Source organism: Variovorax sp. P4_B11 (assembly GCF_056402355.1).
Window position 1 is genome coordinate 38,189 of record NZ_JBFUHO010000045.1, and the last position, 24,897, is coordinate 63,085.

Annotated in this window: 20 protein-coding genes and 1 pseudogene; 7 read left to right on the plus strand and 14 right to left on the minus strand. The window is 66.5% G+C overall.

Annotation, left to right across the window (positions count from 1 at the left end):
* Positions 1-320: 320 nt before the first annotated feature.
* Positions 321-623 carry a high-potential iron-sulfur protein gene (locus tag AC1DYD_RS29740; RefSeq protein ID WP_478176342.1) on the plus strand — a complete coding sequence of 101 codons (303 nt, stop codon included), beginning with the start codon at positions 321-323 and terminating at the stop codon, positions 621-623.
* A 647-nt stretch (positions 624-1,270) separates the two neighbouring features.
* On the opposite strand, the gene hppD is transcribed toward AC1DYD_RS29740, so the two are convergent.
* From hppD to AC1DYD_RS29765, 5 genes are read right to left on the minus strand one after another with little or no spacing between them, the layout of a single operon-like run.
* A complete protein-coding gene (gene hppD, locus AC1DYD_RS29745) occupies positions 1,271-2,353 on the minus strand; it encodes a 4-hydroxyphenylpyruvate dioxygenase (protein WP_478176343.1) in 1,083 nt (360 codons plus the stop codon).
* 51 nt (positions 2,354-2,404) lie between these two features.
* Positions 2,405-3,631: a Glu/Leu/Phe/Val dehydrogenase dimerization domain-containing protein gene (locus AC1DYD_RS29750; protein ID WP_478176344.1), complete on the minus strand. Its 1,227-nt coding sequence runs from the start codon at positions 3,629-3,631 to the stop codon at positions 2,405-2,407.
* Positions 3,632-3,655: 24 nt separating this feature from the next.
* Complete coding sequence (locus AC1DYD_RS29755; protein WP_478176345.1) at positions 3,656-4,450, minus strand: ABC transporter ATP-binding protein; 795 nt, start codon at positions 4,448-4,450, stop codon at positions 3,656-3,658.
* Positions 4,450-5,379 (minus strand): ABC transporter permease, encoded by a 930-nt coding sequence (locus AC1DYD_RS29760; RefSeq protein ID WP_478176346.1) that lies wholly within the window; start codon positions 5,377-5,379, stop codon positions 4,450-4,452. Before AC1DYD_RS29760 ends, AC1DYD_RS29755 begins: the two co-directional genes overlap by 1 nt.
* 15 nt (positions 5,380-5,394) lie before the next feature.
* Positions 5,395-6,369, minus strand: a complete 975-nt coding sequence (locus AC1DYD_RS29765) for an ABC transporter substrate-binding protein (protein WP_478176347.1) — start codon at positions 6,367-6,369, stop codon at positions 5,395-5,397.
* Between the two features lie 204 nt (positions 6,370-6,573).
* On the opposite strand from AC1DYD_RS29765, the gene AC1DYD_RS29770 reads away from it, so the two are divergent.
* Positions 6,574-7,047, plus strand: coding sequence for an Lrp/AsnC family transcriptional regulator (locus AC1DYD_RS29770; protein WP_286526708.1), 474 nt, complete (start codon positions 6,574-6,576; stop codon positions 7,045-7,047).
* A gap of 373 nt (positions 7,048-7,420) precedes the next feature.
* Here AC1DYD_RS29770 and AC1DYD_RS29775 read toward each other — a convergent pair whose 3' ends face one another.
* The 4 genes from AC1DYD_RS29775 to AC1DYD_RS29790 form a co-directional block, all read right to left on the minus strand.
* The gene (locus AC1DYD_RS29775) at positions 7,421-10,189 is read right to left on the minus strand and encodes an Hsp70 family protein (RefSeq protein WP_478176348.1); all 2,769 of its coding nucleotides are present in this window, start codon (positions 10,187-10,189) and stop codon (positions 7,421-7,423) included.
* 93 nt (positions 10,190-10,282) lie between these two features.
* Complete coding sequence (locus AC1DYD_RS29780; protein WP_478176349.1) at positions 10,283-12,154, minus strand: Hsp70 family protein; 1,872 nt, start codon at positions 12,152-12,154, stop codon at positions 10,283-10,285.
* Entirely contained in the window at positions 12,151-12,732 is a 582-nt protein-coding gene (locus AC1DYD_RS29785; protein WP_478176350.1) for a DUF2760 domain-containing protein, read from the minus strand. The genes AC1DYD_RS29780 and AC1DYD_RS29785 overlap by 4 nt, the downstream gene beginning before the upstream one ends.
* A gap of 355 nt (positions 12,733-13,087) precedes the next feature.
* The gene (locus AC1DYD_RS29790; RefSeq protein ID WP_478176351.1) at positions 13,088-14,248 is read right to left on the minus strand and encodes an AAA family ATPase; all 1,161 of its coding nucleotides are present in this window, start codon (positions 14,246-14,248) and stop codon (positions 13,088-13,090) included.
* A 255-nt stretch (positions 14,249-14,503) separates the two neighbouring features.
* Here AC1DYD_RS29790 and AC1DYD_RS29795 point away from each other — a divergent pair, with 255 nt between their 5' ends.
* Positions 14,504-18,025: a helix-turn-helix transcriptional regulator gene (locus tag AC1DYD_RS29795; RefSeq protein WP_478176352.1), complete on the plus strand. Its 3,522-nt coding sequence runs from the start codon at positions 14,504-14,506 to the stop codon at positions 18,023-18,025.
* A 15-nt stretch (positions 18,026-18,040) separates the two neighbouring features.
* Here the strand turns inward: AC1DYD_RS29795 and AC1DYD_RS29800 are convergent, their stop codons facing one another.
* Positions 18,041-19,417, minus strand: coding sequence for an FAD-binding oxidoreductase (locus AC1DYD_RS29800; protein WP_478176353.1), 1,377 nt, complete (start codon positions 19,415-19,417; stop codon positions 18,041-18,043).
* A gap of 123 nt (positions 19,418-19,540) precedes the next feature.
* The gene (locus tag AC1DYD_RS29805; protein WP_478176354.1) at positions 19,541-19,924 is read right to left on the minus strand and encodes a DUF4242 domain-containing protein; all 384 of its coding nucleotides are present in this window, start codon (positions 19,922-19,924) and stop codon (positions 19,541-19,543) included.
* 92 nt (positions 19,925-20,016) lie between these two features.
* On the opposite strand from AC1DYD_RS29805, the gene AC1DYD_RS29810 reads away from it, so the two are divergent.
* Complete coding sequence (locus tag AC1DYD_RS29810) at positions 20,017-20,703, plus strand: IS6 family transposase (protein WP_478176355.1); 687 nt, start codon at positions 20,017-20,019, stop codon at positions 20,701-20,703.
* A 97-nt stretch (positions 20,704-20,800) separates the two neighbouring features.
* Positions 20,801-20,911 (plus strand): annotated as a pseudogene (locus tag AC1DYD_RS29815) (IS6 family transposase); the annotation flags it as partial.
* A 319-nt stretch (positions 20,912-21,230) separates the two neighbouring features.
* Here the strand turns inward: AC1DYD_RS29815 and AC1DYD_RS29820 are convergent.
* Genes AC1DYD_RS29820 through AC1DYD_RS29830 form a run of 3 tightly spaced genes read right to left on the minus strand, consistent with a single transcriptional unit; the run spans position 21,231 to position 23,495 of the window.
* Complete coding sequence (locus tag AC1DYD_RS29820; RefSeq protein WP_478176356.1) at positions 21,231-21,983, minus strand: VOC family protein; 753 nt, start codon at positions 21,981-21,983, stop codon at positions 21,231-21,233.
* Positions 21,984-21,996: 13 nt separating this feature from the next.
* Entirely contained in the window at positions 21,997-23,103 is a 1,107-nt protein-coding gene (locus AC1DYD_RS29825; RefSeq protein ID WP_478176357.1) for an SRPBCC domain-containing protein, read from the minus strand.
* On the minus strand, positions 23,100-23,495 hold the full coding sequence (locus AC1DYD_RS29830) for an ArsR/SmtB family transcription factor (protein WP_478176358.1): 396 nt from the start codon (positions 23,493-23,495) through the stop codon (positions 23,100-23,102). The genes AC1DYD_RS29825 and AC1DYD_RS29830 overlap by 4 nt, the downstream gene beginning before the upstream one ends.
* Before the next feature lie 211 nt (positions 23,496-23,706).
* On the opposite strand from AC1DYD_RS29830, the gene AC1DYD_RS29835 reads away from it, so the two are divergent.
* Together AC1DYD_RS29835 and AC1DYD_RS29840 are read left to right on the plus strand one after the other, a co-directional pair.
* Positions 23,707-24,456, plus strand: a complete 750-nt coding sequence (locus AC1DYD_RS29835) for a DUF2293 domain-containing protein (protein WP_478176359.1) — start codon at positions 23,707-23,709, stop codon at positions 24,454-24,456.
* A 146-nt stretch (positions 24,457-24,602) separates the two neighbouring features.
* The coding region (locus AC1DYD_RS29840) for a hypothetical protein (RefSeq protein ID WP_478176360.1) at positions 24,603-24,897 on the plus strand (295 nt) is incomplete at its 3' end.

Sequence of the window (24,897 nt, forward strand, 5' to 3'; positions counted from 1 at the left end):
GTTGGTGGGATCACACTGCAACGGAGAATCTTGAGCTCTGCCGAGCGTGCCGGCCGTTCTTGGTCCCGATGGCTATGCTGCCGGCGAACCCGATCGTCTCTAGCACCCCATGGCGGTGAGCACCTTCGCAACCTACCGCGGCGCGGCGCCAGCAAGGAACATCTCCACAGCGCGCTGACCCCCCAAGCTTGTCGACGAGCAAACCACGCAGGCCGCCGGCCAGTCTGCGTAGAGGCACCTGCGCTTCGGGATGGCGCGCTCAGCGCATGCGTACGCGGATAATCAACGTCCCCTCGGCTCATCTAGAAGAAGGTACGACCATGACCTCGCGTCGCTCGTTCATCCAGATTGTTCCTGTCGCTGGAGTCGCACTTCTGAGTGCCCGACTCGCCCTCGCCGCAGAGCTTGACCCCAAGGAGCCGCAGGCCGCGGCGCTGGGATACGTCAGCGATGCTACGAAAGCGGACAAGGTCAAGTTCCCAAAGTACGCGGCCGGCCAAGACTGCGCGACCTGTCAGCTTTACCAGGGCAAGGCTGGCGATGCCGCGGGCCCATGCCCGCTATTTGCAGGCAAGACCGTCGCGGCGAAGGGCTGGTGCAGCGCTTACGTGAAGAAAGTTTAGTTCCAACGCACCGCGCTTGGTGGGCTCTCTCGGCAAAGGATTGCCTTTGGCCGACTGTAGCCCGTCGAGGCCCTCGACGGACGTACCGAGGCCGTACTCTCATCGGACGTCCATGTCGGACGGCGCCGATGCCAGCATCCCGGATGAATCCCGACATGACATCCGCGCCGAGGCCGACGTCCGGTCCGGCCCCGGGCTGCTGGTCTCGTGAGCCGCAATCATCTATACCAATGGCATGGACACGGCAACCCAAAGAGGCAAGGCGATTCTGGATTCGGGGAGCCCCGACAGGGGCTACGAGTGTTACGGATCGAAGGAGTGCGCGTGCATTCTGAATTGCGGCAAGAACGAGGCCCGCTTCTGGCAATCGCTGGGCTACGTGGTGCTTCACTTCGCACATCAGGCGCAGCGAGTCGCGATTCCGGCGACTGGAGAAAATTCATGTTGATCATTGTGAAGTCCGTGCCCCTCACCCAGGATTCGCGCGTCGTGATCGCATGCATTCGAGCCTGTGTCTGGGCGGGCGTCGAAGGGCGGCCTTTCTGCACTTTGCGGTAGGTGCTGAGTGCTTACCGTGCAAAAGGATCGATTGGCGTGAGCCGTGGCTGCATCGCATCAGGCGAGTTCCAGCGCCCGCCGCGATCAGATCATGCCGCGCTCAGCACCCCGCGACGCACCTGGTCGCGTTCGATCGACTCGAACAGTGCCTTGAAGTTGCCTTCGCCGAAGCCGTCATCGCCCTTGCGCTGGATGAATTCGAAGAAGACCGGGCCGCCGAAGGCGATCTCCGAGAAGATCTGCAGCAGCAGCCGCGGGTTGCCGCCGCCCTCGGTGGTGCCATCCAGCAGGATGCCGCGCGCCTGCAACTCGGCGATGGGCTGGCCGTGGCCCGGCAGCCGCTGCTCGAGCAGCTCGTAGTAGATGTCGTTGGGTGCGGTCATCAACGGCACGCCGGCCAGACCGAGCTGGTCGATGGTGTCGATCAGGTTGTCGCTGAGCAGCGCGATGTGCTGGATCCCCTCGCCATTGAACTTCATCAGGTATTCCTCGATCTGGCCCGAGCCTTTCGAAGACTCTTCGTTCAGCGGAATGCGGATCTTGCCATCGGGTGCGGTCAGGGCCTTCGAGGTCAGGCCGGTGTACTCGCCCTGGATGTCGAAGTAGCGGATCTCCCGGAAGTTGAACAGCTTCTCGTAGAAGTCGGCCCAGAAGGCCATGCGGCCGCGGTAGACGTTGTGGGTCAGGTGGTCGATCAGCTTCAGGCCGTGGCCCACGGGATGCCGCTCGACGCCGTCGAGGAACTCGAAATCGATGTCGTAGATGGATTTGCCGTCCTCGAAGCGGTCGATCAGGTACAGCGGCGCACCGCCGATGCCCTTGATGGCCGGCAGCCGCAGTTCCATCGGCCCGGTGGCGATCTCGATCGGCTGTGCGCCGAGCGCCAGCGCCCGCGCATAGGCCTTGTGCGAGTCCTTGACCCGAAACGCCATGCCGCAGGCCGACGGACCGTGCTCCGCGGCGAAATACGCCGCCGGGCTGTGGGGTTCGCGGTTGACGATGAAGTTGATGTCGCCCTGGCGGTACAGCACCACGTCCTTGGAACGGTGCTCGGCCACGAGCTGGAAGCCGAGTTTCTCGAAGAAGGGCTCGAGCGTGTCGGGTGTGGGCGAGGCGAACTCGACGAACTCGAAGCCCATCAGGCCCATGGGGTTCTCAAACAGATCCGGCATGGCACTGGTCCTGTGGTTGCGTTGACGATGAGAGTGAGCGGAGTGTACGCATCAGACGAGCTCGGTCAGCGCGTTCTCGAACGCGGTGCGGGCAATGCCGGTGCGGTCGCCGGAGCGCGCACGGCAGCGTTCGAGCGCTGACGCCACGGTGGCCGAGACGTCGTCGAAGATCGCCTTGTCGGAAATCTTCACGTCGTCCTGCATCAGGAACGCGAACGCACGCGCCATGCCGCAATTGGCGATGAAGTCGGGAATCACCGCCACCTTCGAATCGGCTTGCTCGTAGATCGGGCCGTAGAAGATCTCGCGATCGGCAAAGGGCACGTTGGCGCCGCTGGACACGACTTCGAGCCCGCCCTTGACCAACTGCTCGATCTGCTGCTGCGTCACCAGGCGCGACCCGGCGCAGGGCAGGAAGATTTCCGCGCCCGCGCACCAGACAGCACGATTGATGACGTCGAAAGGAAGCATGTCTTTCGCGGCCAGTTGGTTGCCCTTCTTCTGCAGGAACAGCGTGCGGACCTGTTCGAAGCTGAAGCCGTCGGGATTGAGCAGCCCGCCCTCGCGATCGATGATGCCGACCACGCGCGCGCCGGCTTGCGCAAGGTAGTAGGCCGCGGCAGAGCCCACATTGCCCCAGCCCTGCACGATGACGCGTTTGCCGGCGACCTCGCCGCCGTAGAGCCTGTAGTAGTGAAGCACCGATTCGGCCAGCCCCCAGCCCGTGATCAGGTCGGCCACCAGGTACTTGCGGGCGGAGTCAGGCGTGTAGTGCGGGTCCTCGACAACCTTGGCCACGCCCATGCGCAGTTGCCCGACCTTCTGGATGCGCTCACTGTCGCTCGGCTCGAAGTGGCCGTTGACGACACCCTCCTGCGGATGCCACAAGCCATAGCTCTCCGTGATCGGGATCACCTCATGCACCTCGTCGACGTTCAGGTCGCCACCGGTGCCGTAGTAGGTCTTGAGCAGTGGCGTCACCGCCTTGTACCAGCGCCGCAGCACGTCGTTCTTGCGCGGATCGGCGGGATCGAAATCAATGCCCGACTTCGCGCCCCCAATGGCCGGGCCGGAGACGCTGAACTTGACCTCCATGGTCTTTGCCAGCGACTCGACCTCACGCCGGTCGAGCCCCGGGCGCATGCGCGTGCCGCCACCGGCAGCACCGCCGCGCAGTGAGTTGATGACCACCCAGCCCTTGGCGGGCGTCTCGGCGTCGTGCCATTCGAAGACGATCTCAGGCGCCTTGTTCTCGAAGCGATTCAGCAGTTCTTTCATCTCGGTCTTTCAGATTCTGTGGAGTCAGGCCAAAAGCAATTTGTCGTCATCGAGCTTCTCGCCACGAGTCTTCTCGAACATGTGCAGCAGGTCGGGCACGTCCATGCCGGCGCGCTCGGCGCCCTTGACGTCGAGGATCACGTGGCCTTCGTGCAACATCACCGTGCGCGTGCCGTAGTCGAGCGCCTGGCGCATGCTGTGCGTGACCATCATGGCCGTCAGCTTGCCGGCCTCGACGATCCTCGCGGTGAGTTCGAGCACGAAGGCGGCGGTCTTCGGATCGAGCGCGGCCGTATGCTCGTCGAGCAAGAGGATGCGCGACGGCTGCAGCGAGGCCATCAACAGGCTCACGGCCTGACGCTGCCCGCCGGAGAGCAAGCCCATGCGGTCGGCCAGGCGGTTCTCGAGCCCGAGGTTGAGGATGCTCAGCTTCTCGCGGAACAACTCGCGCAGCTTGCGCGTCAGCGAGAAGCCGAAGCTGCGGCGCGCACCGCGCTTCCACGCCAGCGCCATGTTCTCCTCGATCGTGAGCGCTTCGCAGGTGCCGGCCATCGGGTCCTGGAAGACGCGCGCGACCAGGTCCGAGCGCTGCCATGCCGAGCGGCGCGTGACGTCGCTGTCGTCGATCTGGATGCTGCCGCGGTCGACAGCGAGGTCGCCGCTCACTGCGTTCAGGAAGGTCGACTTGCCGGCCCCGTTGGAGCCAATCACGGTGACGAACTGTCCTGTGGGGATGTTCAGGTCCAGCCCGCGCAGCACCCGGTTCTCGATCGGGGTGCCGGGGTTGAAGGTGATTTCCAGGCCTTTGGCGCGCAACATTACTTGGCCTCCTTGACGACGTGTGCCGGATTGGCGCGCACGCCGGGCCATAGGCCAACCAGCTTGCGCTTGTAGGTGGGAACGAGCAGCGCGAACGCGACCAGCACGGCGGTCACCAGGTTCAGGTCCTGGGCCTTCAGGCCGATGAAGTCGCTGTTGAGCGCCAGCGCGATGAAGAAGCGGTAGAGCACGGCACCGAGCACGCAAGCCAGCGTCGTGATGACCAGGCTGCGTGCCGGCAGGATGGTTTCGCCGATGATCACCGCGGCCAGGCCGACCACGATCGTGCCGATGCCCATCGAGATGTCGGCGCCGCCCTGGCTCTGCACGAACAAGGCCCCGGCCAGCGCGACCAGCCCGTTGGACAGCGCCAGGCCCCACACCGTCAGCCGGTCGGTCGAGATGCCCTGCGCCCGCGCCATGCGCGGATTGCCGCCGGTGGCGCGCATGGCCAGGCCGACTTCCGACGCAAAGAACAGGTCGATCAGAACCTTGGCGGCGACCACGATCGCGAGCAGCACCAGCGGCTTGAGGACGTAGTCCGGCAGACCGCCGAATTCGAGCAGACTGAACACCGTGGGCTCGTCGATCAGCGCAATGTTGGGCTTGCCCATGACGCGCAGGTTGACCGAATAGAGCGCAATCATCACCAGGATGCTGGCGAGCAGCTGCATGATGCGCAGCCGCACGTTGAGCCACGCGGTGAGATAGCCCGACAGCGCGCCGGCGACGATGGCCGCCGCAGTGGCGGCAAACGGGTTCCAGCCCGCGACAATCAGCGCCGCGGCAACAGCACCGCCGAGCGGGAAGCTGCCGTCGACCGTCAGGTCGGGGAAATTGATGATGCGGAACGAGAGGAAGACACCCAGCGCGACCAGTCCGAATATCAGACCGATTTCGATGGCACCCAGTGAAGCAATGAGCGACATGTTGGCGATGCCCGTTTACTTGACCACCACTTGCGCGGACTTGACGAGCTCGTCCGACAGCGTCACGCCCTGCTTCAGCGCAGCGCCCGGATTGACGTGCAGTTCGAAGGTGTTGCTGGTCTGCGAGGCGATCGTGCCCGCTGCCTGGCCCTGGAGGATGCGCACCACGATCTTGCCGGTCTGGTGGCCGATGTCGTAGTAGTTCAGGCCCAGCGCCGCGACGGCGCCGCGCTTGACCGCATCGGTGTCTGCCGCGACCACAGGGATCTTCGCCTGCTGGGCCACCTTGACGATGCCCTCGAATGCCGACATCACGTTGTTGTCGGTGGGCGCGTAGATGACATCGACCTTGCCGACCAGGCTCTGCGCCGCACTCGCCACATCGACGGTGCGCGCCGCGGCGCCTTCCACCAGCGTCATGCCCGCGGCCGGCACGGCCTTCTTCAGCGCCTCGATGATCGCCACCGAATTGGCCTCGCCCGGGCTGTAGATCACGCCGACGCGCTTCGCGTTGGGAACGACCCGCTTGATCAGTTCGAGGTGCTTGTCCAGCGGAGAGAGATCGGACACGCCCGTCACGTTGGTGCCCGAAGCCTCCCAGCCCTTGACCAGCTTGGCCGCGACTGGGTCGGTGACAGCGCTGTAGACAATCGGGATGTCTTTGCTCGCCGCGACCACGGCCTGCGCCGAGGGCGTCGCGATCGCGACGATCACGTCGGGCCGCTCGCCGACGTACTTGCGGGCGATCTGCGCGGCCGTGCCGTTGTTGCCCTGCGCGCTCTGGTATTCGTACTTGAGGTTCTTGCCGGCTTCGAAGCCCGCCGACTTCAGCTCGTCCCTGACGCCGTCGCGCACGGCGTCGAGCGCCTTGTGCTCGACGATCGCTGTGACCGCGACCGACTTCTCGGCAGCAAAACTGGGCGTGGCCGCGGCTGTGGCGACGGCGGCAGCGATCAGGGCCAGGGAGGAACGCAGGAAAGAATGTTGCACGTTGAGGTCCTTGTGAGAAATAGTCGGCGTGGATCAATTTAGAAAACTGCCTCGACCGGAAACCTGTTTGATCACCGTCCGGGAGCCGCCTTACAGGAAGAGAAGTGTGAACTTCCGCACGGACAATCTGTTTTCATCGCGGGTTGGGGCGAACCCTCAGACAAGCAACATAATTTCTCGTTCTGAACAAAAAAGGAGACGATCTTGTACGACCCCGATTTCGACCGTACCGACCGCAAAATCCTGGCCTTCCTGCAGGAACACGGGCGCGCGTCCAATCTGGAACTCGCCGAGGCTGCGGGCCTGTCGCCCGCCCAATGCCATCGCCGCCACCGTCGGCTGGAAGAAGCGGGATTCATCGCGCGCTATGAGACGCGCCTGGCCCCAGCGCGGCTTGACCTGCATGTCGTGGCCTTCATCCTCGTGGCCATGGAAAAGGGGCATATCCGCGACCTGTCGAAATTCACCAACGTGGTCATCGACATGCCGGAGGTGCTCGAGTGCTACTCGATCACCGGCGACTACGACTTCGTCATGAAGGTCATCGCGCGCGACCTCAAGGGGCTGTCGCGGTTCCTGATCGACAAGCTGATGCGGCTGCCGGGCGTCGACGGCGTGCGTTCCAGCGTCTGCCTGGACGAATTCAAGTGCACCAGTGCCCTGCCGCTACCTGAATGACGGGACAGCGCTGTCAAGTGCGACCGTTCGATCGGCGCCGGTTCATTGCACCTGCGGCCCGAACGACTACCCTGAATGGAGGTCAACGCCTGTAAGGGAACTCGTATGTCCAGGATCACGCTGCTGATGCTTCTGTGCCTGCTGGCCGGCTGTGCGGGCACCGCGACGCCACTTCAGCCCACGGCCTGCTCGACGGCGCCCGGCAGTTTCGAATGCCAGGTCGAGCGATATTCGAACGCGGGCATGTGAGGGCGCACGCGCGCCTGATCGGAGCGCGTGACCTTCGCTTTCATGCCAGCGTTCCTCATCATGGGGTGATGATCCTTTCCGTGTAGTTTGATACGGTCTGCCGCTCGCCTCTTCTTGTCGACACTCAGCCGATCAGCCTCAAGCCCGGCGGCAAGGCTTCGCCGAACACGCCGCGTTCGCCGGCTTCGTCGAGCGCAACGACCTCGCGCACCCGGGCGATCCACGGCGCCGGAGCCCGATGGGCCTCGAGCCGGGCGATGACTCGTTCGCGCGCTTCGAGCGACAGGTCGCGAGCGCGATCACCGCTCAGACGGGCCAGGTTGGCGGCGGCGGCGGCGGCGCCTTCGACGCCTTTCCAGTCCAGCGCGAGCAGGGCGTCGAGCCAGGCGGCGGCAGCGGCGACCGGCACCACGCCATGCGCGCTGCCGTACAGGGGCGCGCGCGCACCGATGCGGCCGATGGCCCACAGCGTCCAGGTGTCGCGGGCCTGAGGATCGCCTGCGGCGCCCGGTCGCTGCAGGCGCTCGACCAGCCAGTCGCCGATCTCCACCTTGTGATCGGCCGGGATGCGTTCGAGCGAAGCGCCCATGCGCACCATGTCGTCCCAGCCCCCCTTGACGAGCCGCGGTGGTCGTACGTGGATGCCCGCCTCTTCGCCACGCAGGTTGATCGCGAAATCCTCGAGCAGCCGCTGCTGGGCCGCCTCGTCCAACCCGCCGGCAACGCGGCGCCACAGCGTCCACCATTCGGCATTGACCTGGCGCTCGCGGCCGTGCTGCACGCCCAGCTCGAAAATCGACCACAACTGTTCGATGCGCCAGCCGTCGAGCGCATCGCCGAATCCCGGCCGCAGGCACCAGCCGGCCAGGCTCAGCCACAGACGTTCGTGGTCGGCCGAGCGGTGGCGGCCACGCGCGCGTTGCCACAGCGCATCGAACAGCGGACGCAGCAGCGCGGTCGGCCAACGCTCGCGGCTGCCGAGCAGGGCTTCGAGTTGCGTGCGCAACTGCTTGACTGCCTTGGGTCCTACCTCGCGGTCGCGCGCGCCGAAGACGCGCTCGATGCATTCGACCGCCTCGCCAAAGCGCGGTGGCAGTCCGGCCCCGGCGGATGCCGGGGCAGTCGAATCGGCACGCAGCTGGAACTCGAGCTTCCAGCGCTGCGTCGGGTCGCTGGCGGAGATGCAGTGCACTTCGAGCGTGCCGACCTCGGTCAACATCGTCGCCAGCGCGACGGGGATGTTGCGTCGCACGGTGCCGCCATCGGCCCGCACGACGGTGGCAACCGGCGGCAGCGGCTGCACATCGCGCCCGCCGAGATCGACCAGTTCGCCGGCCAGCGGTGTGGGCTGGCCCGCGCCACCGGCCGTGGTCGAAACGAGGTGGAAGCGCACCGGTTCGCCGACGCGCAGCACGTAATTCCGGCCTTCGAGGCGAATCTCGCGGCCTTCTTCGCTGCCCTGCGGCAGCACGCAGACGCCTCGCCCCTTGCCGTCGTCGAGCGGCAGAAAGTAGCTGCGCGCCGAACCGCCGCCGATCTTCGGCGCCAAGCCACGCCGCGCCAGCGCGTAGGCAACCGCGCCGCGCGCGACCGCGACGTCCGGGTCGGCGTTGTGCAGCGTTTGCAGCGGCGCGCCGCGCCACGCGCCGAGCGTCGCGTGAAGACGCGCGGCGATCGCATCGGCACGGAACACGCCGCCGTTGAGCAGCAGCGCGTCGGGCCAGTCGGCCGACGCGTGCTGTTGCAGGAAGCCGGCGATATGGCGCGTCACGGCTGGGTCGCTGGCGTACGGCAGGCCGAACGCGACCAGGCCGCTGGCGCGCTCGCGCCGCGGCAGTTCAGTGGCCGCCACCTGCGGAAAAAAGCCATCGACCACGATGCGCTCGACCTCTTCTCGGCCCAGCACGACCGAGCGTGCGCCGCCGATCAGGCGCGAACCCGCGCCGAGCAGCGTCACCTGCGCGCTCGCCGGCGCGTCGGCGGCAAGGAGTCGTTCCTTGGTGGCGCGACAGCGTTCGACCAGTTGAGACAGCTGGCTCGCCGACAGGCGCGCGGAAGGCTCGCCCGCCGCTGAGTCAAGTCTGGCTTCGGCCAAGTGCGCGAGTGCCAGGTCCATGTTGTCGCCACCGAGCATCAGGTGGCGGCCGACCGCAATGCGCTCGAGCCGTGGCTCGGCTCCATCCCAGTCGACGCGCACCAGGCTCAGGTCGGTGGTGCCGCCGCCGACATCGCACACCAGCACCAGCCGCGTGCTCTCCAGCGCCTTGGCGAGCGCGTTGCGGTGACGGAACAGCCAGTCGTACAGCGCAGCCTGAGGCTCTTCAAGCAGGCGCAGCAGCGGCAGGCCGGCGTCGCGTGCGGCTTCGACGGTCAGTGCGCGCGCCGCGTCGTCGAACGAGGCCGGCACCGTCAGCACCAGTTCCTGGTGTTCGAGCAGGGCTGTCGGATAGCGATGGTTCCAGGCCGCGCGCAGGTGCGCGAGGTAGCTCGCGCTGGCCTCCACCGGGGAGACCTTCGGCACATCGGCCGCCGCGCCCCAGGGCAGGATGGGCGCCAGCCGGTCGACCGCGGCATGCGACAGCCAGCTCTTCGCGCTGACCACCAGCCGCCCGGGCACCTGGGCGCCGAGTCGACGCGCCAGGCTGCCGATCACGGCCGCGTTGCCGGCGCCGGCCGGCGCCCAAGGCAGCGCCAAGTCACCCGGCGCCAGTTCGCCCGGCGCCGGGTGGTAGCGCATGGAGGGCAGCAGCGGCCGCGCCGCCACTTCGCCGGGCGCGACCAACTGCTCGATGTCGAACAAGCGGATGGCATCCACGCGGCCCTGCGCCGGCGCATAGGCGACGACGGTGTGCGTGGTGCCGAGGTCGATGCCGACCGTCCAGGCGGCCGTCATTGGACAACCTCCGTGCTTCGCACTGCGTGCGAGCTTGCTTGGAGCGGTCCGGCGCGGCGCTCATTGCCGGCGCCGGCACCCGGCTTGGGACCGCTACGCGTCCTGCTGGCGCTCGCCGCGCACATCGAATTCAATCTTCCAGCGCTCGCCGCCGCTGCGCGGCACCGCTTCGAGTTCGAGCGTGCCGGCTTCCGTCACGCGGGCGTGCAGCCGCACCGGCACCACCTCGCCGGGGCTGCGGCCTTCGGGCGGCAGCGTGGCCGAGATGGGGGCGAGTTCCTGCAGTTCGTCGGGTGCCCAGGCGTCGAGCAGCGTGCCGACGCTGTCCTGGCGCCGCACCGATGAGGCGTAGAAGCGGAAGTGCACCGGCTCACCGACCACCAGTCCGAGCTCGAGCGCCGGTAGTTCGGCTTCGGTGCCTTCTTCCATGCCGAACGGCGCCACGCACAGCGCCTCCACCGGCGGCTCGATGCCGGGCACCGCAGGCATCGACGATTCGACCCCGACGTAGTACGCGAACGCGGTGCCTCCGCGGATGCGCACGCCGCGGCCGTGCCGCACATAGCCGTAGTAGGCGGCGCCGCGCGCCACCGCCAGGTCGAGGTCGGCGCCGGCCAGGAGCCGTGCCGGCGCGGCACCCTCGGCCGCGAGCCACCCGTTGACGGTCGCCAGCGTGCGATCGGCCAGCAGCGCCGACTTGAAGACGCCGCCGTTGAACAGCACCGCGGTTGGATGCAGGAAGCTGGCGCCTTCCGAGCGGCTGCCGACGCGGTCGTCGAAGCCCTCGAGTTTGGCCACCGCGCCGACCTGCCGCCCGAGGAACGCCGCCAAGTGGCGCGTGACGGCCGCATCCTGCGCATACGGAAGACCGAGCTGCGCCAGGCCGGCGCGCACCCGACTCATCGGCCGTGCCGAGGCCTCGACCTGCGGGAAGAAGCCGTCGACGATCGTCGTGCCCACCTCGTCGGCCGTCAGCTCGGTACGGATCGAGCCGCCGATCAACTTGCTGCCGCGGCTGGGCACGACGATGGGTTGTGCGCTGGTGTCGGCCGGCCCGGTATCGCCGAGCAACCTTTCCTTCGCACTGCGGCAGGCGTAGGTCAGCGCGCGCAGCTGCCACGCATCGAGCGTGGTGCCGGCAGCGGCCAGCTTGCGGGCGACGCCGTGCGCCAGCGCCAGGTCCATGTTGTCGCCGCCGAGCAGGATGTGCTCGCCGACTGCGACACGGTGCAACTCGAGGTTGCCGTCGCGTTCGAGCACGGCGATCAGCGAGAAGTCGCTGGTGCCGCCGCCGACGTCGATCACCAGGATGATGTCGCCCGGCTGCACCTGCTTGCGCCAGCCACCGCCGCTGGCCTCGATCCAGCTGTACAGCGCGGATTGCGGCTCTTCCAGCAGCGTCAGCGAACTGCAGCCCGCGGTCTTGGCGGCTTCGACCGTCAACTCGCGCGCGGCGGGGTCGAACGACGCCGGGATCGTCACCGTCACATCCTGCTCGGCGAACGGCGCCTCGGGGTGCGCGTGGTCCCAGGCGCTGCGCACATGTTCCAGGTAATGCGTCGAGGCGTCGAGCGGCGACACCCGAGCCACCTCGGGCGGCGCGTCGTGCGGCAGGATCGAGGCGCGCCGGTCGACGCCAGGGTGGCAAAGCCAGCTCTTGGCGCTCGACACCAGCCGGATCGGCGTCGTCGCGCCGCGGCTGCGCGCCAGCTCGCCGACGACATGCTGGCCCTCGGCCGGCCAGGGCAACACCAGGTCACCGGCCGCCATTTCGTCGGCATGCGGCAGGTACAGGAACGACGGCAGCAGCGGCATCGATTCGACCGCGCCGGGCGCGGTGAGCTGCGGAATCGGCAGCGTGCCGTGAACGGTGGCGTCGCCGTCGCTGCCGGCGATGTCGACGTAGGCCAGCGCACTGTGCGTGGTGCCGAGGTCGACGCCGATCGCAAAGCGCGGCCCGCTCACAGCTCAACCTCCGCCGGCGCCACCACGCGCGCGTCGTGTTGCTCGGCCAGCTTGGGCAAGCGCACCTCGGTGACGCGCCAGCCGCGATGCCTCAGGCTGCCGGCAAAGGGCGGTTGACCGACCACGTTGCCAGTCACGCGGACCGCCGCGGCGTCGAAGCCCGCCTGCAACGTGACGCGGCTGCCTTCGGCCTCGTCGCGCACCGGCACGAGGCTGAAATGCTCGCGCAGCACCTTGGCGCAGCCTTCGTGCACTAGGCGTGCCGCCGCGCCGATCTGGGCGTCGGCATAGCCGCTCAGATCCTCGCCGACAAAATCGATCAACCGCGCGTCACGCTGCAGCAGCGCGAGCAGTTGCAGCGCGGCGTCGGGGCTAGGTTCCTTCAGCACCGACGGTCCGGGCGCCGGTGCAGCCGTAGTCGGAGTCGGAGGCGGTACAGCGCCATCGCGCAGCGCGGCATACCGCGCTGCCAGATCTGCATTCACCAACAAGTCGAACAAGGCGCCGAATGCCAGTGGAATGCGGCGCAACAGCGAGGGCTTGACACCGTCGGACGATGGGGGTTGCGGGCGGTTCATTGATTGCTCCAAATCGGCCGATCGGGCGGCTGCAGCCCCGATCGCCGGTTGTCAAGGCCCGAACTTGCTGATGAGGCCAAGGCCGGGAATCGGATGTCGCCATGGACACATGGTGCAGCGCAGCATTGTAAGTGGGCGACAGAAGCGAGTTGTCGCTCTTGGCCGCGGACTTCAAGGCCTCGATCGAGCGGATGCCGCTACGGGCAAGACGATAAGCCGGTTTCGGGGCGGTTCCAAATTCCGAAGCCGCAACGCCCCGCCTTGGCGTCCCAGGGCAGGATGGGCACGATTCGCAGGAACTCGTCCACGATCCGATGCAGCCGCACGGCCTCGGGCCGCTTGGCTGCACCTGCTCTCAGATGTCGCCCTCGATGGCCTTCTTTTCACGCCAGATGGTCTGCACGAAAGGATCGGTGACGCAATAGATACCGTGGGCCTTGCGCATGATCAGATTTGCCGCAAGCAGCTCGTTCACGACTGGCTGCGCCTCTTCGACGCGAACCTCGCGCCCCACGGCCTTCGAGTAGTCGGCCGCAGCCTCGGCCGAGAAAATCCCGCGCGCATCGCCGTCGGTTGAGGCAATCCGATCGAAGATTGCCGTCGCGAGACCGCCCATTTGCTCGACCTTCGCAAGCTCTAAATCGGCCGCGGCCGTGCGCAGCGTTGCCGCAATGACGGGCAGGAACAGGTCAGGATCTCCGCCGGGAGGAAGCGAGTGGAGCAGGTTCCGAAGCGCCTTGCGGATCTCCTCGGGCCGATTGCCGAGCGCCTTGAATGCCTCGATCGCCACCGCCAAAGTAGGCATCGCGGTCGCACCCTCCTGCCGCAAGCGCCCCATCAGGTGCTCCACGTAGTCGCCTTCCAGCACGGGATAGGCGACGGAGGTCGCCCCGACGAACGCCTGATTCCGGCGCGCCGTCAGCTCGTTCACGAGTGCGCGATGCGAGCCTGTGCCGATGAAGAGGAAGTGGCCCGGCGTGCCGGGGCGCGGATTGATAGCGTCGCGCGCGGCCTTCAGAGCCAGCAGCATCTGGTTCCCATCCTCCGAGGTGATCGCGTGCTGCACCTCGTCGACGATCAGGACAACGTCGGTCTTGGCCTGGTCAACGACCTCCGTCAGGGCTTGGGCGAGCGTGGGGCCGCCCTTCGCGCCGATGGCGTCCAGCTTGAAGCCGAACTTGAAACCAAGGGCGCCCACGTCGACGCCGCCGACGCGCTTGAGCCTCTCCAGGACAGAGGACGCCGGCGACTGGAGATCCGCCAGGGTCTTGCGGATGGCCGCATGGACGAGCGTAGCGGGGTTGATCTGGGCATCCGTCCAGAGGTCGACGTAGATCACCAGCGCGCCAGCCTCCTCCAGCGCCGGAATGAGGTCGTTGAGCAGGAAGGTCGTCTTGCCGATCCGACGCAGGCCGGACAGGAACAGGCCGGAGCGCAGCCCCTCGTCGAGCACGCCGGGGTGGAGCAGCTGCTTTGTCATGGCCTGGGCCAGTTCGGTGCGGCGATAGATGCTCATGAATTTATGCTTGTTTATGGATTTTGAATAATTATATGGAATCCATAAAGCACAATAAAGCCCTCCAGGTCAGCGGGCCCAGGGTCATGGCGCGAGGCGCCAGCAACCAGAAACCGTTCGGCGAGCCTCAAGCTGCCTTCGACCGCGTGCCTGCGCGCGGGGTGCCTCGCTGGGCTTCTCGGTCGTTTGACCATGCCGGCGACGACACTGATACTGCTCAATTGGATCTCAGGTTCACGACTGGAATCGCTGCCGTTGACAGACCCATCCGTCAAACACAGGCTGACGGCGATCCTTGCCGCGGACGCCGCCGGGTTCTCGCGCCTGATGGCGCTGGACGAAGGCGCTACCGTCGCAGCCCTCGATGCAGCGCGCATCGTGTTCCGGCAACACATCGAGGCTCAGCACGGCCGTGTCATCGACATGGCGGGCGACTCGGTGCTCGCGGTCTTCGAGACCGCCGCCGGCGCGGTCGATGCTGCGCTGGCGATTCAGCGGGGCCTGGCCCGTGCGCACGAGGGCGTTGCCGAAGCGCAGCGCTTGCGCTTTCGCATCGGCGTGAACCTCGGCGATGTCGCCGAGAAGGACGACGGCACCGTGTACGGCGACGGCGTCAACGTCGCGGCGCGGCTTCAGGCGCTCGCTGATCCGGGTGGCGTCACCGTGTCGGACGCAGTCCGCGGCGTGGTCCGGGGCCGTGTCACCGCCACCTTCACCGACCGGGGCGAACAGCAACTCAAGAACATCGCAACGCCGATCCATGCGTTTTCGATCGACCTCGGCATCGAAGCCACACCCGCCGCCGCGCCGGCGCCGCGCCTGTCCAAGCGTTCCTCGAGCCTTTTCGTCGGGCGGCGGCAGGAGATGCTGCAACTCACCAGGGCGCTCGACAGCGCTCGAAATGGCCACGGGCAGGTCGTGCTGCTGTCGGGCTCGGGCGGCATGGGCAAGACGCGGCTGGCGCAGGAGATGGCCGCGCACGCCGAACAGGCCGGCGTTCCCGTATTGTGGGGTCGCTGCCTCGAAGAGCCCGGCGCCCCACCCTATTGGCCCTGGCGCCAGTTGATTCGCAGCTACCTGCAAAGCGCAGGCGACCCCCATCCGCAAGAAACGCTGGGCAATGGACTGGCCGACATCGCAAGCATCGTTCCGGAAGTGAGCGAGGCCTTCGCGTCGCAGCAACCGGGCGTCGAAGCGCTCGACAACGCGCAGTCGCGTTTCAAGCTGTTCGATGCGGTCGCAGGCTTCTGGCGGCGCGCCGCGCGGCGGCTGCCGCAGGTGCTGATCTTCGAGGACCTGCACTGGGCCGATGCCACCTCGTTGCGGCTGTTGGCGTTCCTCGTCGCCGAGTTCGAGGACAGTGCCCTGCTGCTGGTCGGCACCTATCGCGATGCGGAGCTGTCGCGCCAGCATCCGCTGTTCGAGACGCTGGCGGAACTCGGGCGATCGTCCGCATTTCGCCGGATCGAACTCGCCGGCCTGAGCGAGCGCGAAACAGCGGAGTTCATCGCCGCGGCGAGCGGCGGCTCCGCGAGCGCCAGGCTGGTCGACGCGATCCACCTGCGCACCGAAGGCCATCCGCTCTTTCTCGAGGAGACGATGCGCTTCATGACGGAGACGCGCGTGCCGAGCGCCCCGGGCACGGCCGACGACGATTGGCGGCTGCTGCAGAAGGTCCCCACCGGCGTGCGCGAAGTGATCGGCAAGCGCCTCAACCGACTGAGCACATCGGCCGGAAGGCTGCTCTCCATCGCGTCCTGCATCGGGCGGGTCTTCGGGCTCGACCTGCTCGCGCAACTCGACACCGACAAGTCCGAGGACGACGTGCTGGTTGCGCTGGAGGAAGCCATGGCGGTGCACCTGATCGAGCCGGTGCCGCAATCGCAGCAGTTCAGGTTCTCTCATGCCTTGATTCGCGAATGCATCTACGACGAGATGCTGGGACTTCGCCGCGCCCGGCTGCACCTGCGCATCGGTGAAATACTGGAAGAGCGATCGGGCGCCGACGACCCGATCGTGCTCCCGCAACTGGCCTACCACTTCAGTGAGGCCGGACCCGGCGCCGTCGTCAAGGCACTGGCTTACGCACGGCGTTCGGCAGAGCACGCCGCGAAGTTGCTGGCTTTCGAGGAGTCGGTCCGCCTGTACCGGCTGGCGCTTCAGCTGCAGAAGCAGCACTTCTCGAAGGACCTGGCCCAGCGCTGCGAATTGCTGCTCGACCTGGGAGAAGTCGAGTGGCTGGTCGGCGCTGGCGAATTGGCGCGGGCGGCCAACCAGGAGGCGGCCGAGCTGGCGCGCGACCAGGGCCTTGCCTTGCTGTTCGCCCGCGCCGCGGTCGGCTTCGAAGCCAGCAACGTGGCCGCCGCGCGATCCGGTGAGGTGTCGGTGGCCCTGTTGCTGGAAGCGATCGCGCTGCACCAGGCCGATGACCCGTTGCGGGTCGAGTTGCTCGCGCACCTGTGCCGCGCCTATATCTACTGCAATCGCGCCGACGACGCCAGGGAGGCGCATCGGCGCGCCGTCGCCCTGGCGCGCCGGATCGGTGACAGCCGTGGCCTTTGCCTGGCCTTGACCACGATCGCCTCGGCGGTTTACTGGCCGGACCAACTGCACGAACAGTTGTCGGTCGCCGAAGAGGCCTGGGGCATTGCGGACCGTATGAAGCTGCCCCGCTTCATGCTGCAGCTGCTGCCGTATTTCATGATGAATCTGGTCCGCGCCGGCGACGTGCCCGCGCTCGCGCGCGTGAAGGCGCAAGGCTTGCGAATGGCACAGGAGAAGGGTTCGCTGCACGACCAGGCGATCTGCAACTTCGTCGAGGGCGTGGTCGCCATCAACGAAGGACGCTTTGCCGATGCCGAAGCGTGGGCCAACAAGGCACTGGTGATCGGCCGTCGCGTGGCCGAAGATCTGGCGGTCGGCGTCTATGGAACACAGATGTTCTGCCTGCGGCGCGAGCAGGGCCGGCTGCGCGAGACGCTGCCTCTGCTGCAGCACTTCGTGCGCACGACGCCGACGTCGCAGACCTGGGTGCCCGGCCTGACCCTGCTCTATGCCGAGCTCGACATGCGTGCCGAATGCGCGGCGCAGTTCGAAAGCCTGCCATGGCAGCGCGCCTCGACCGCGCCGACCGACGCCAGCACGATGACGGTCATGATGTTCGCCGCCGAGGTGTGCGTCTATCTAGGCGATGCCAAGCGCGCGGCGCTGCTGTATCCGCTGCTGAAAGACCATGGTGGCGCCAATCTGGTGGCCGACTCGGGCGGGCCGTGCCTCGGCTCTGCCGACCGGGTGCTGGGCAGCCTGGCCACCGTCATGCGCCAGTGGCTGGTCGCGCAGCGCCACTTCGAGGCTGCACTGGCGATGGACCTCAAAACCGGCTCGCGCGTCTGGCTCGCGCACAGCCGGTACGCCTATGCGGTGATGCTGCAGCGGCGCGCGCTGGCCGGCGACATGGACCGCGCCCGTACGCTGCTCGCCGAGGCACTGGCCGAAGCCACCGCGCTGGGCATGAACGCCCTGGTGCCGCGCATCATGGCGCTGGCCAACACCATTGCCGCGCCACCCCCTGCCTTTCCCTGCGGCCTGACGGAACGCGAAGTCGGCGTGCTCCGGTTGATGGCGATGGGCCGCAACAACCGCGAGATAGGCCAGGTGCTCGAGATCAGCCCCAATACCGTCGCCAACCATGTGCGCAGCATCCTCGAGAAGACCTACACCTCCAACCGCACCGAGGCCGCCGCGTTCGCCAGCCGCGAGGGCCTGCTGAGGGAGTAGGCGCGATGCTGCCGCTTATTGCGGCCGGATGTTCTGGTTCACCCGGAACAGGTTGTCCGGGTCGTACTGCCGCTTGATTTGCGCCAGGCGCTGGTAGTTGCCGCGATAGGCGGCGCGGATGCGCTCGTCGCCTTCGTCCATCATCATGTTCACGTAGGCGCCGCCGGCCGAATACGGATGCAATGCATCCCAGTAGTTCTTGGTCCAGGCGGTGATCTCGGCGCCGTCCTGCGGATCGGGGCTCACGCCGACGATCACCTCCGCCCACGAGGCGTCGCGGTAAGCGAAGGGCGTGTCGGCGGCCTTGGGCCGATGCGCCGCGCCGTCGATCGGATAGAGATGCATCGTGGACTGGCCCGTCGGCAGTTGCGCCGCGAAGCGCTGGTGCTCGGCAATGGCGGCATCCGAAAGCTCATTGACGAAGTCGGCGCGCCAGTACCAATGGTGGCCCGGGGGATAGAGCCCGTCGAACGCAGCCTGCAGCGCCGGAAACGGCATCGGCTGCACGCCGTGCATCAGCGGCGTGCCGAACTCGCGCACGGGCTTGAAGACCGCGTCGGCCGCCTCCACCGCGCCGGTGTAGCACCAGACCACGCCGCACACCTTCATGCCCCGCAAGGCTTCCGGAAACGGCGCCACCGGGGGCACCGTCAGGAAGGCGAAGAAGCCGTTCAGGTCTTCCGGCGCCGTGACGATGAAGTCGCGGTACCAGCGCATCACTTCGCCTGCCTTCTCCAACGGCCAGAAGGTCGGGCCAGCGACCACCATCGACACCGGATGCAAGCGGAACAGGAACGACGTGACGACGCCGAAGTTGCCGCCGCCGCCGCGCAGTGCCCAATAAAGGTCGGGGTTCTTGTCGGCGCTGGCGGTGACCAGCGAGCCGTCGGCCAGCACGACGTCGGCTTCCAGCAGGTTGTCGACCGAGAGTCCGCACTTGCGCGACAGATGGCCGATGCCGCCGCCCAAGGTGAGGCCGCCGACGCCGGTGGTGCTGATGATGCCGCTGGGCGTCGCCATGCCGAAGGCGTGCGTCGCATGGTCGACATCGCCCCAGGTGCATCCGCCTTCGACCCGCACGGTCCGCGCCTCGGGATCGACGCGGATTCCATTGAGACCCGACAGGTCGATAACCAATCCGTCGTCGCATGTGCCCAGTCCGCCGCCGTTGTGCGCGCCACCGCGCACCGCCAGCAGCAGCGAATGGTTGCGCGCGAAATTGACGCTGCAGATCACATCCGCGACGTCGCGGCAGCGCACGATGAACCGCGGGTTGCGGTCGATCATGGCGTTGTAGACGCGGCGCGCTTCGTCGTATTCGGCGTCGCCGGCCTGAATCAGGTGGCCGCGCAAGGTAGAGGAAAACTCGGCAATGGCGTCAGGGGTCAGCATGGCGTATCTCCAAGAGTGGTGCGTCCGGTTGAACACGAATCCACCGTGAAGTTGTACGCATCACTCCATCGTGGCGAAATAGTTAGTTCTGACCATCGCGCCGCCGACGCCGCTATCCGAAGCTCAGGCGCCCGCCGCGAGCATCAACTCCGGGCGGAACTGCGACACCTCGATGATCACGTCGGCCGGCACGTCCGCACGTCGTGCGGCCTCCCGGATGGCCTCTGGGTTGGCCGCCTCGTAGAGGCAGTAGGACTTTCGCTTGTCGGCACTCAGGAACGAGAACAGCCAGTTCACGCCTTCCTCGCCGTTGATCTTCGAAATGGCCGACACGCCGGCGTGGTTTAGCTCGAGCTTTTCCGCAAAATTGCGCTCGATAAGGAACAGCGGCATATGAGCCTCCATGACCGGGTTGTTTGCTGGCAGTACGCCGCCGCGAGCCGTTGTAGCGGATGCGCCCGTGTTTGGCAATTTGCCGGAGAGCCTAGCTAACTCGGCCAGGGTCACCGGCCAGGTTGTGTCAAAGAACGTCCACCCCAGGTCGCGTGGAGTGTTGATCGGGTTCTGTCGCGATAAGCCGGTCGGCCACAATCGAGCCCATGGTACCGCTGCACGTCCAACTTGCGAACTCAACCCTGCGAGGGGTGCTCAAGCGGCTGCATTTCCCGCTGGAGATCATGCTGGTGTGCGTTCGCTGGTACGCGGCCTACCCTTTGAGCCTGCGCAACCTGGAAGAGATGATGGCCGAGCGCGGTGTGCTGGTCGACCACGCCACCGTCCACCGCTGGTCACTGAAGATGTTGCCCGTGTTGGCCAAGGTGTTTCGTCGACGCAAGCACCCGGTGGGGCGTTCATGGCGCGTCGACGAAACCTACCTGCTCGTGGGCGGCCAGTGGAAGTATCTGTACCGAGCCGTCGATCGGCTGGGCCAGACGGTTGACTTCCTGCTGACCGCGTGCCGTGACACGGCGGCAGCGCGCCGGTTCTTCGAGCGCGCAATCGCCCAGCACGAAGTGCCGGAGAAAATCACCATCGACAAGAGTGGTGCCAACACCGCTGCAGTGCGAGGTCTGCTCGCCGATCGCGGCGGCGTCATCGAACTGCGACAGTCCAAGTACTTGAACAATCTTGTGAAGCAGGACCATCGAAGCATCAAGCGGAGAATCCGACCGATGATGGGATTCAAGTCCTTTGACGGTGCTGCCCGGCTGATCGCCGGCATCGAGACCATGCACATGGTCAAGAAGGGGCAGCTGCGCTGCCCCGGTGGCCTGGCAGGGGCCTGAAGACATCAGAGAAATCAGTCGAGCGCAAATTCACCAACCGCCTCGAACACAAAAATCCTGACAGCTCCCCGCCTCGACCGGCTTAACGCGACAAAACCTTCTCATTGCCGGCATTGAGTTGATGCACATGATCAAGAAGGGCCAGCTCGATTGCGCTGAAGGCCAAGTCACGCCCGCAGCATCGAAGTTCTACTCGCTGGCCTTTTGAGCGGCAGGCGATAGTCTGGCTCCACTGGGCTCCGCGCCGTTACCGCGACAGAACCCTGATGACGGAGCGCATCCTGAAGTCCAGCATGGACTTGGAGTTGACCCGGTTCCGTGGCCTTCGTTGATCACCAGGCGCTTGCGCTGGCATAGCCGCCCACCCCCATGCGGGACGCCGGCGGCCGCGCGTGGCCAGCGGTGGAGAGCACTGTGCGAGGGACGGCGCCGAGACTGCGACGACGCAGCCTTCACGCCGACGTGCCAGTCTTGTCTTTCCCTCGAAGAGTCCGATGTTGGTTTCAGTCGCACTTCGTCAAGACGCCTCAACTCCGTGGCATCGGCTTGATCACCGCAATCAACGCCCCCTGCGGGTCGCGCAGCATGCCGATGCGGCCGACGTCCGGGATGTCGGTAGCCGTCATGCAGACTGTCGCACCCAACTGGCCGGCCCTGGCGAGCGTGCTGTCGCAGTCGGTCGTGTTCACATAGGGCACCCACTGCGAAGGCATCTTCGGGTCGGACGACTGCATGACGCCGCCGCGACCCTTGTCGCCCTCTGTCTTCAGCAGGTAGTAGGTGCCCCCGGGATCCATGGGCATCGCGTCCTGCGTGTAGCCGATGAGTCCGGTGTAGAACTTCAGCGCCGCCTGAGGGTCCGAAGTGGCTAGCTCGTTCCAGACCCAGCCGCCCACGGGCGCGTCTTGGTCGGGACGGTCTTCTTGCGCGCTCTTCCACAACGAGATGCGCGCGCCGGTCGGGTCGACCACGGCCGCGCCGCGCCCTACCGGGCCGTAGTCCGTAGGTGGCGACTCGCTCTTGGCACCGGCGGCGAGCGCAGCCGCGTAGGCCTTGTCCACGTCCGGCACCGAGACATAGGAGACCCAGCGCGCACCGCCGTCGGCCTGCATGAAGCCACCAATGCCGTCGGCGCCGTTCATGATCATCGCGTATTGCATCTCGCCCATGGGCATGTTCTCGACATGCCAGCCGAACAGCGGCTCGTAGAAGGTTCGCGCCTTCGCAGGATCGTTGGAAACATGCTCGAACCAGACGAATTTTCCAGGCAGATAGCTCATCTCGATTCTCCTTTCACCGCGTTGCAGCGGCAGGGGTTGCATCATGCGGGGCGGTGGCAGCGGCAAAGCTGGGGCGTGCCCGCATCACGCCCAATGCGCGCCGGATGTTCGGTCGGTCCGACAGCAACTGAGCACCCTCGGGGAAGCGACCGAGGTAGTCCAGGATCGGTGTGACGAGGATGTCCGCATACGAAGGCGAGGCGCCGCCGATGAAGTCGCGGCCATGGTAGCAGCGCTCCAGCGCATCGAGCGGACGGACCATCTCTGTCACTGCCTTGTCGATCACAGCCCGGTCGGGACTACTGCCCTCGCCGCGCGAAAAGATGTACTGCAGCACGTAGCGCCGCACCATGGTGTCGTACATGTAGGCGCCGACCGCACTCACCCATTGTTCGGTGCGCGTCCGGTCCACCAGCATGCCGGGGTTCAGGGATGGACCGTCGAATCCCTCGTCGATGTAGCGCAGGATCGCGCTGGTCTCCCAAATCTCGGTCGTGCCATCGCGAAACGCCGGGATCTTGCCGAACGGATGGATCGCGTCGACCTCAGGGCTGTTCGGTGCCGCACGTTGCAGCGAGTAGGCCAGGCCCTTCTCGGCCAGGCCAATGCGCGCGCTGCGCACATAACTGCTGGCTGTATCGCCCAGCAGCGTGAGTGTGGCGGCGCTGCCGCGCGCGTCGAGCAGGTCGGTGAGGCGGTTGAAGACCGAGTTCCAGCCCTGGTTGTGGCCGTTGCGGGCAGCCTCCGAGGGGAAGCCGATGTGGCGCATGCGGATCTCCGTGCCTTCATCCCGCGCCACGAAGTCGATCTCAATCAGCGTCTGCAAGCCACCCATGCCCTCCATGCTTTCCTCCCAGACCCAGGTGTAGACCAGGCGTTCGGCGCGCTTGATCTCGCGGTAGCGTCCACCTACCGAGTGGCTGGCGTTCTCGCGCGTGCGCATGTCGATGCGCCAGGCGCCGTCGACGCGGGCGTCGACAGTCGCGCTGGCCACGGACATGCCGCGCGGGCAGTGCCAGCGCGCCAGCACGGCCTCGTCGATGAAGGCATCGAACACCTTCTCGCGCGGGGCACGGATGAAACGAGTGAGGTCCAGTGTGAAGTCCTGCGGTGCATTCATGATGGGCGGCTCCTTCGGCGGCGAGGGGACTTGACAGGGATGGCGGCACGGCGCTTGCGGCTTGCCGTGTCGCCAGGCGCAGGAGGTGACTCGAGCAACTCGGCCAGGCGGTCCAGGCTCTGCTCCCAGAACGTACGGTACGGCTCGAACCAGTCGTGCGCGGCACGCAGGCCGGGTCCGTGCAGGCGGCAGATCCGCCATTGCGCGCTGGTCTCGCGCTCGATCAGACCGGCTTGTTGGAGCACGCGCAAGTGGCGCGAGATCGCCGGCCCGGAAATCGGAAACGGCTCGACCAGCGCGCCCACATGCACCGGGCCCTGCGCCAGTCGCGCGAGGATCGCGCGTCGTGTCGGGTCGGCCAGGGCGGCGAAGGTGGTGCTGAGTCTATCCATGCCTTATTTAACCCAACGTTTAAATACATGTCAACCCGGGGCTGCATGGCACGGCCCCTGTCGAGCAGCCACGAGCTGGGATCCAAAGGCCCGTCGGTTCTGCCTCGCACATCGACCAAAAGGTCGGGCACCCACGGCCATGTCGGCTATTGCCGTGCGAGTTCGTGCGCAGTACCTTGGCGCCTCGTCCTTGCCACCACTGGTGCCGACCATGCCTGAATCGCAGGAACTGAAGGTCTTCATTTCCACCGGCGAGTCGACCTGCGACGATTGCGGTCAAAAGCTGGGTCGCCACGCGTGGATCTGCCTGGCCGGCGAACGCGGTGCGCTTTGCCTGTCCTGTGCCGACCTGGAGCATCTTGTCTTCCTGCCACCCGGCGTCGCCGCACTGACGCGCCGGGCGCGAAAGTACTCGACGCTGTCCGCCGTGGTCCTCCGATGGAGCCACGCCCGCCGCCACTACGAACGGCAAGGTGTCCTGGTCGAGGAAGCGGGTCTCGCCCGGGCGGAGGCGGAATGCATGGCCGATGACGATGCGCGGGCACGGCGGCGCAACCGCGAGGCCCAGCGGCGCGCAGACCAGGACCAGACCTATGTGGAGCGCTTTGCGCAGCGCGTGCGTGAGTGCTACCCAAGCTGTCCTGCCGGAGCCGAGCGCGCCATCGCGGAGCACGCCTGCCTCAAGTACAGCGGTCGGGTCGGGCGCTCGGCAGCCGCCAGGGACCTCGACGAAAAGGCGGTGCTCCTCGCTGTCGTGGCGCACATCCGCCATGTCGAGACGCCTTATGACCAACTCCTCGGTGCCGGAGTGAATCGCCTGCTTGCCCGCCGGCAGGTCGAGGACCAGGTGCGCGGCGTCGTCCACGAATGGCAAACCTCTCCTGTCGCTGGGGTTGTCGTACCTTCGGTGCGGAATGACACGGTGGCGCCGAAAATTTCCGTTGAAATCAACGACTTATAAATGTGGCTCGCGCGCGGAGAACCGGATTTCGTAAGTCCTTGTCGCAGAACGACTTTTCGACCCAAAGCGCACCGATTTGCACAATAGGTACGACTACCCCGCCCTGCGTGTCACCACGGTCTTCCCAAGACATGTAGCATCGCCTCGTGGAGACGCCTGTCCTGTGCGGGCCGACCATGCCACAGCCGCCACTTCAGGCCACCGGCCAGATACGACAATCGGTCATGGTCCATGGGCTTGAGTTGGCCGGCCGTCGCCTTGCTGTGCACGACGGCATCGAGCTTGCTGACGCGTCGTCGCAGGTGATACCGGACGGCCCGGCGCCGACAACGAGCACGTCACAGGAGGACGCGTCTGCTTCGGCGGCGCCCGGCTCAGCCGCCGCTGCCGTAGGGTCGGGTGAGGATCTCGAGGAAGTGGCCATCCGGGTCGTTCCAGTAG

Bases quoted from the DNA above. Each gene is read 5' to 3' on its own strand.
- AC1DYD_RS29740 (WP_478176342.1), top strand. From the start codon at position 321: ATGACCTCGCGTCGCTCGTTCATCCAGATTGTTCCTGTCGCTGGAGTC.
- hppD (WP_478176343.1), bottom strand. From the start codon at position 2,353: ATGCCGGATCTGTTTGAGAACCCCATGGGCCTGATGGGCTTCGAGTTC.
- AC1DYD_RS29750 (WP_478176344.1), bottom strand. From the start codon at position 3,631: ATGAAAGAACTGCTGAATCGCTTCGAGAACAAGGCGCCTGAGATCGTC.
- AC1DYD_RS29755 (WP_478176345.1), bottom strand. From the start codon at position 4,450: ATGTTGCGCGCCAAAGGCCTGGAAATCACCTTCAACCCCGGCACCCCG.
- AC1DYD_RS29760 (WP_478176346.1), bottom strand. From the start codon at position 5,379: ATGTCGCTCATTGCTTCACTGGGTGCCATCGAAATCGGTCTGATATTC.
- AC1DYD_RS29775 (WP_478176348.1), bottom strand. From the start codon at position 10,189: ATGACGGCCGCCTGGACGGTCGGCATCGACCTCGGCACCACGCACACC.
- AC1DYD_RS29785 (WP_478176350.1), bottom strand. From the start codon at position 12,732: ATGAACCGCCCGCAACCCCCATCGTCCGACGGTGTCAAGCCCTCGCTG.
- AC1DYD_RS29790 (WP_478176351.1), bottom strand. From the start codon at position 14,248: ATGAGCATCTATCGCCGCACCGAACTGGCCCAGGCCATGACAAAGCAG.
- AC1DYD_RS29800 (WP_478176353.1), bottom strand. From the start codon at position 19,417: ATGCTGACCCCTGACGCCATTGCCGAGTTTTCCTCTACCTTGCGCGGC.
- AC1DYD_RS29810 (WP_478176355.1), top strand. From the start codon at position 20,017: ATGGTACCGCTGCACGTCCAACTTGCGAACTCAACCCTGCGAGGGGTG.
- AC1DYD_RS29820 (WP_478176356.1), bottom strand. From the start codon at position 21,983: ATGAGCTATCTGCCTGGAAAATTCGTCTGGTTCGAGCATGTTTCCAAC.
- AC1DYD_RS29825 (WP_478176357.1), bottom strand. From the start codon at position 23,103: ATGAATGCACCGCAGGACTTCACACTGGACCTCACTCGTTTCATCCGT.
- AC1DYD_RS29830 (WP_478176358.1), bottom strand. From the start codon at position 23,495: ATGGATAGACTCAGCACCACCTTCGCCGCCCTGGCCGACCCGACACGA.
- AC1DYD_RS29835 (WP_478176359.1), top strand. From the start codon at position 23,707: ATGCCTGAATCGCAGGAACTGAAGGTCTTCATTTCCACCGGCGAGTCG.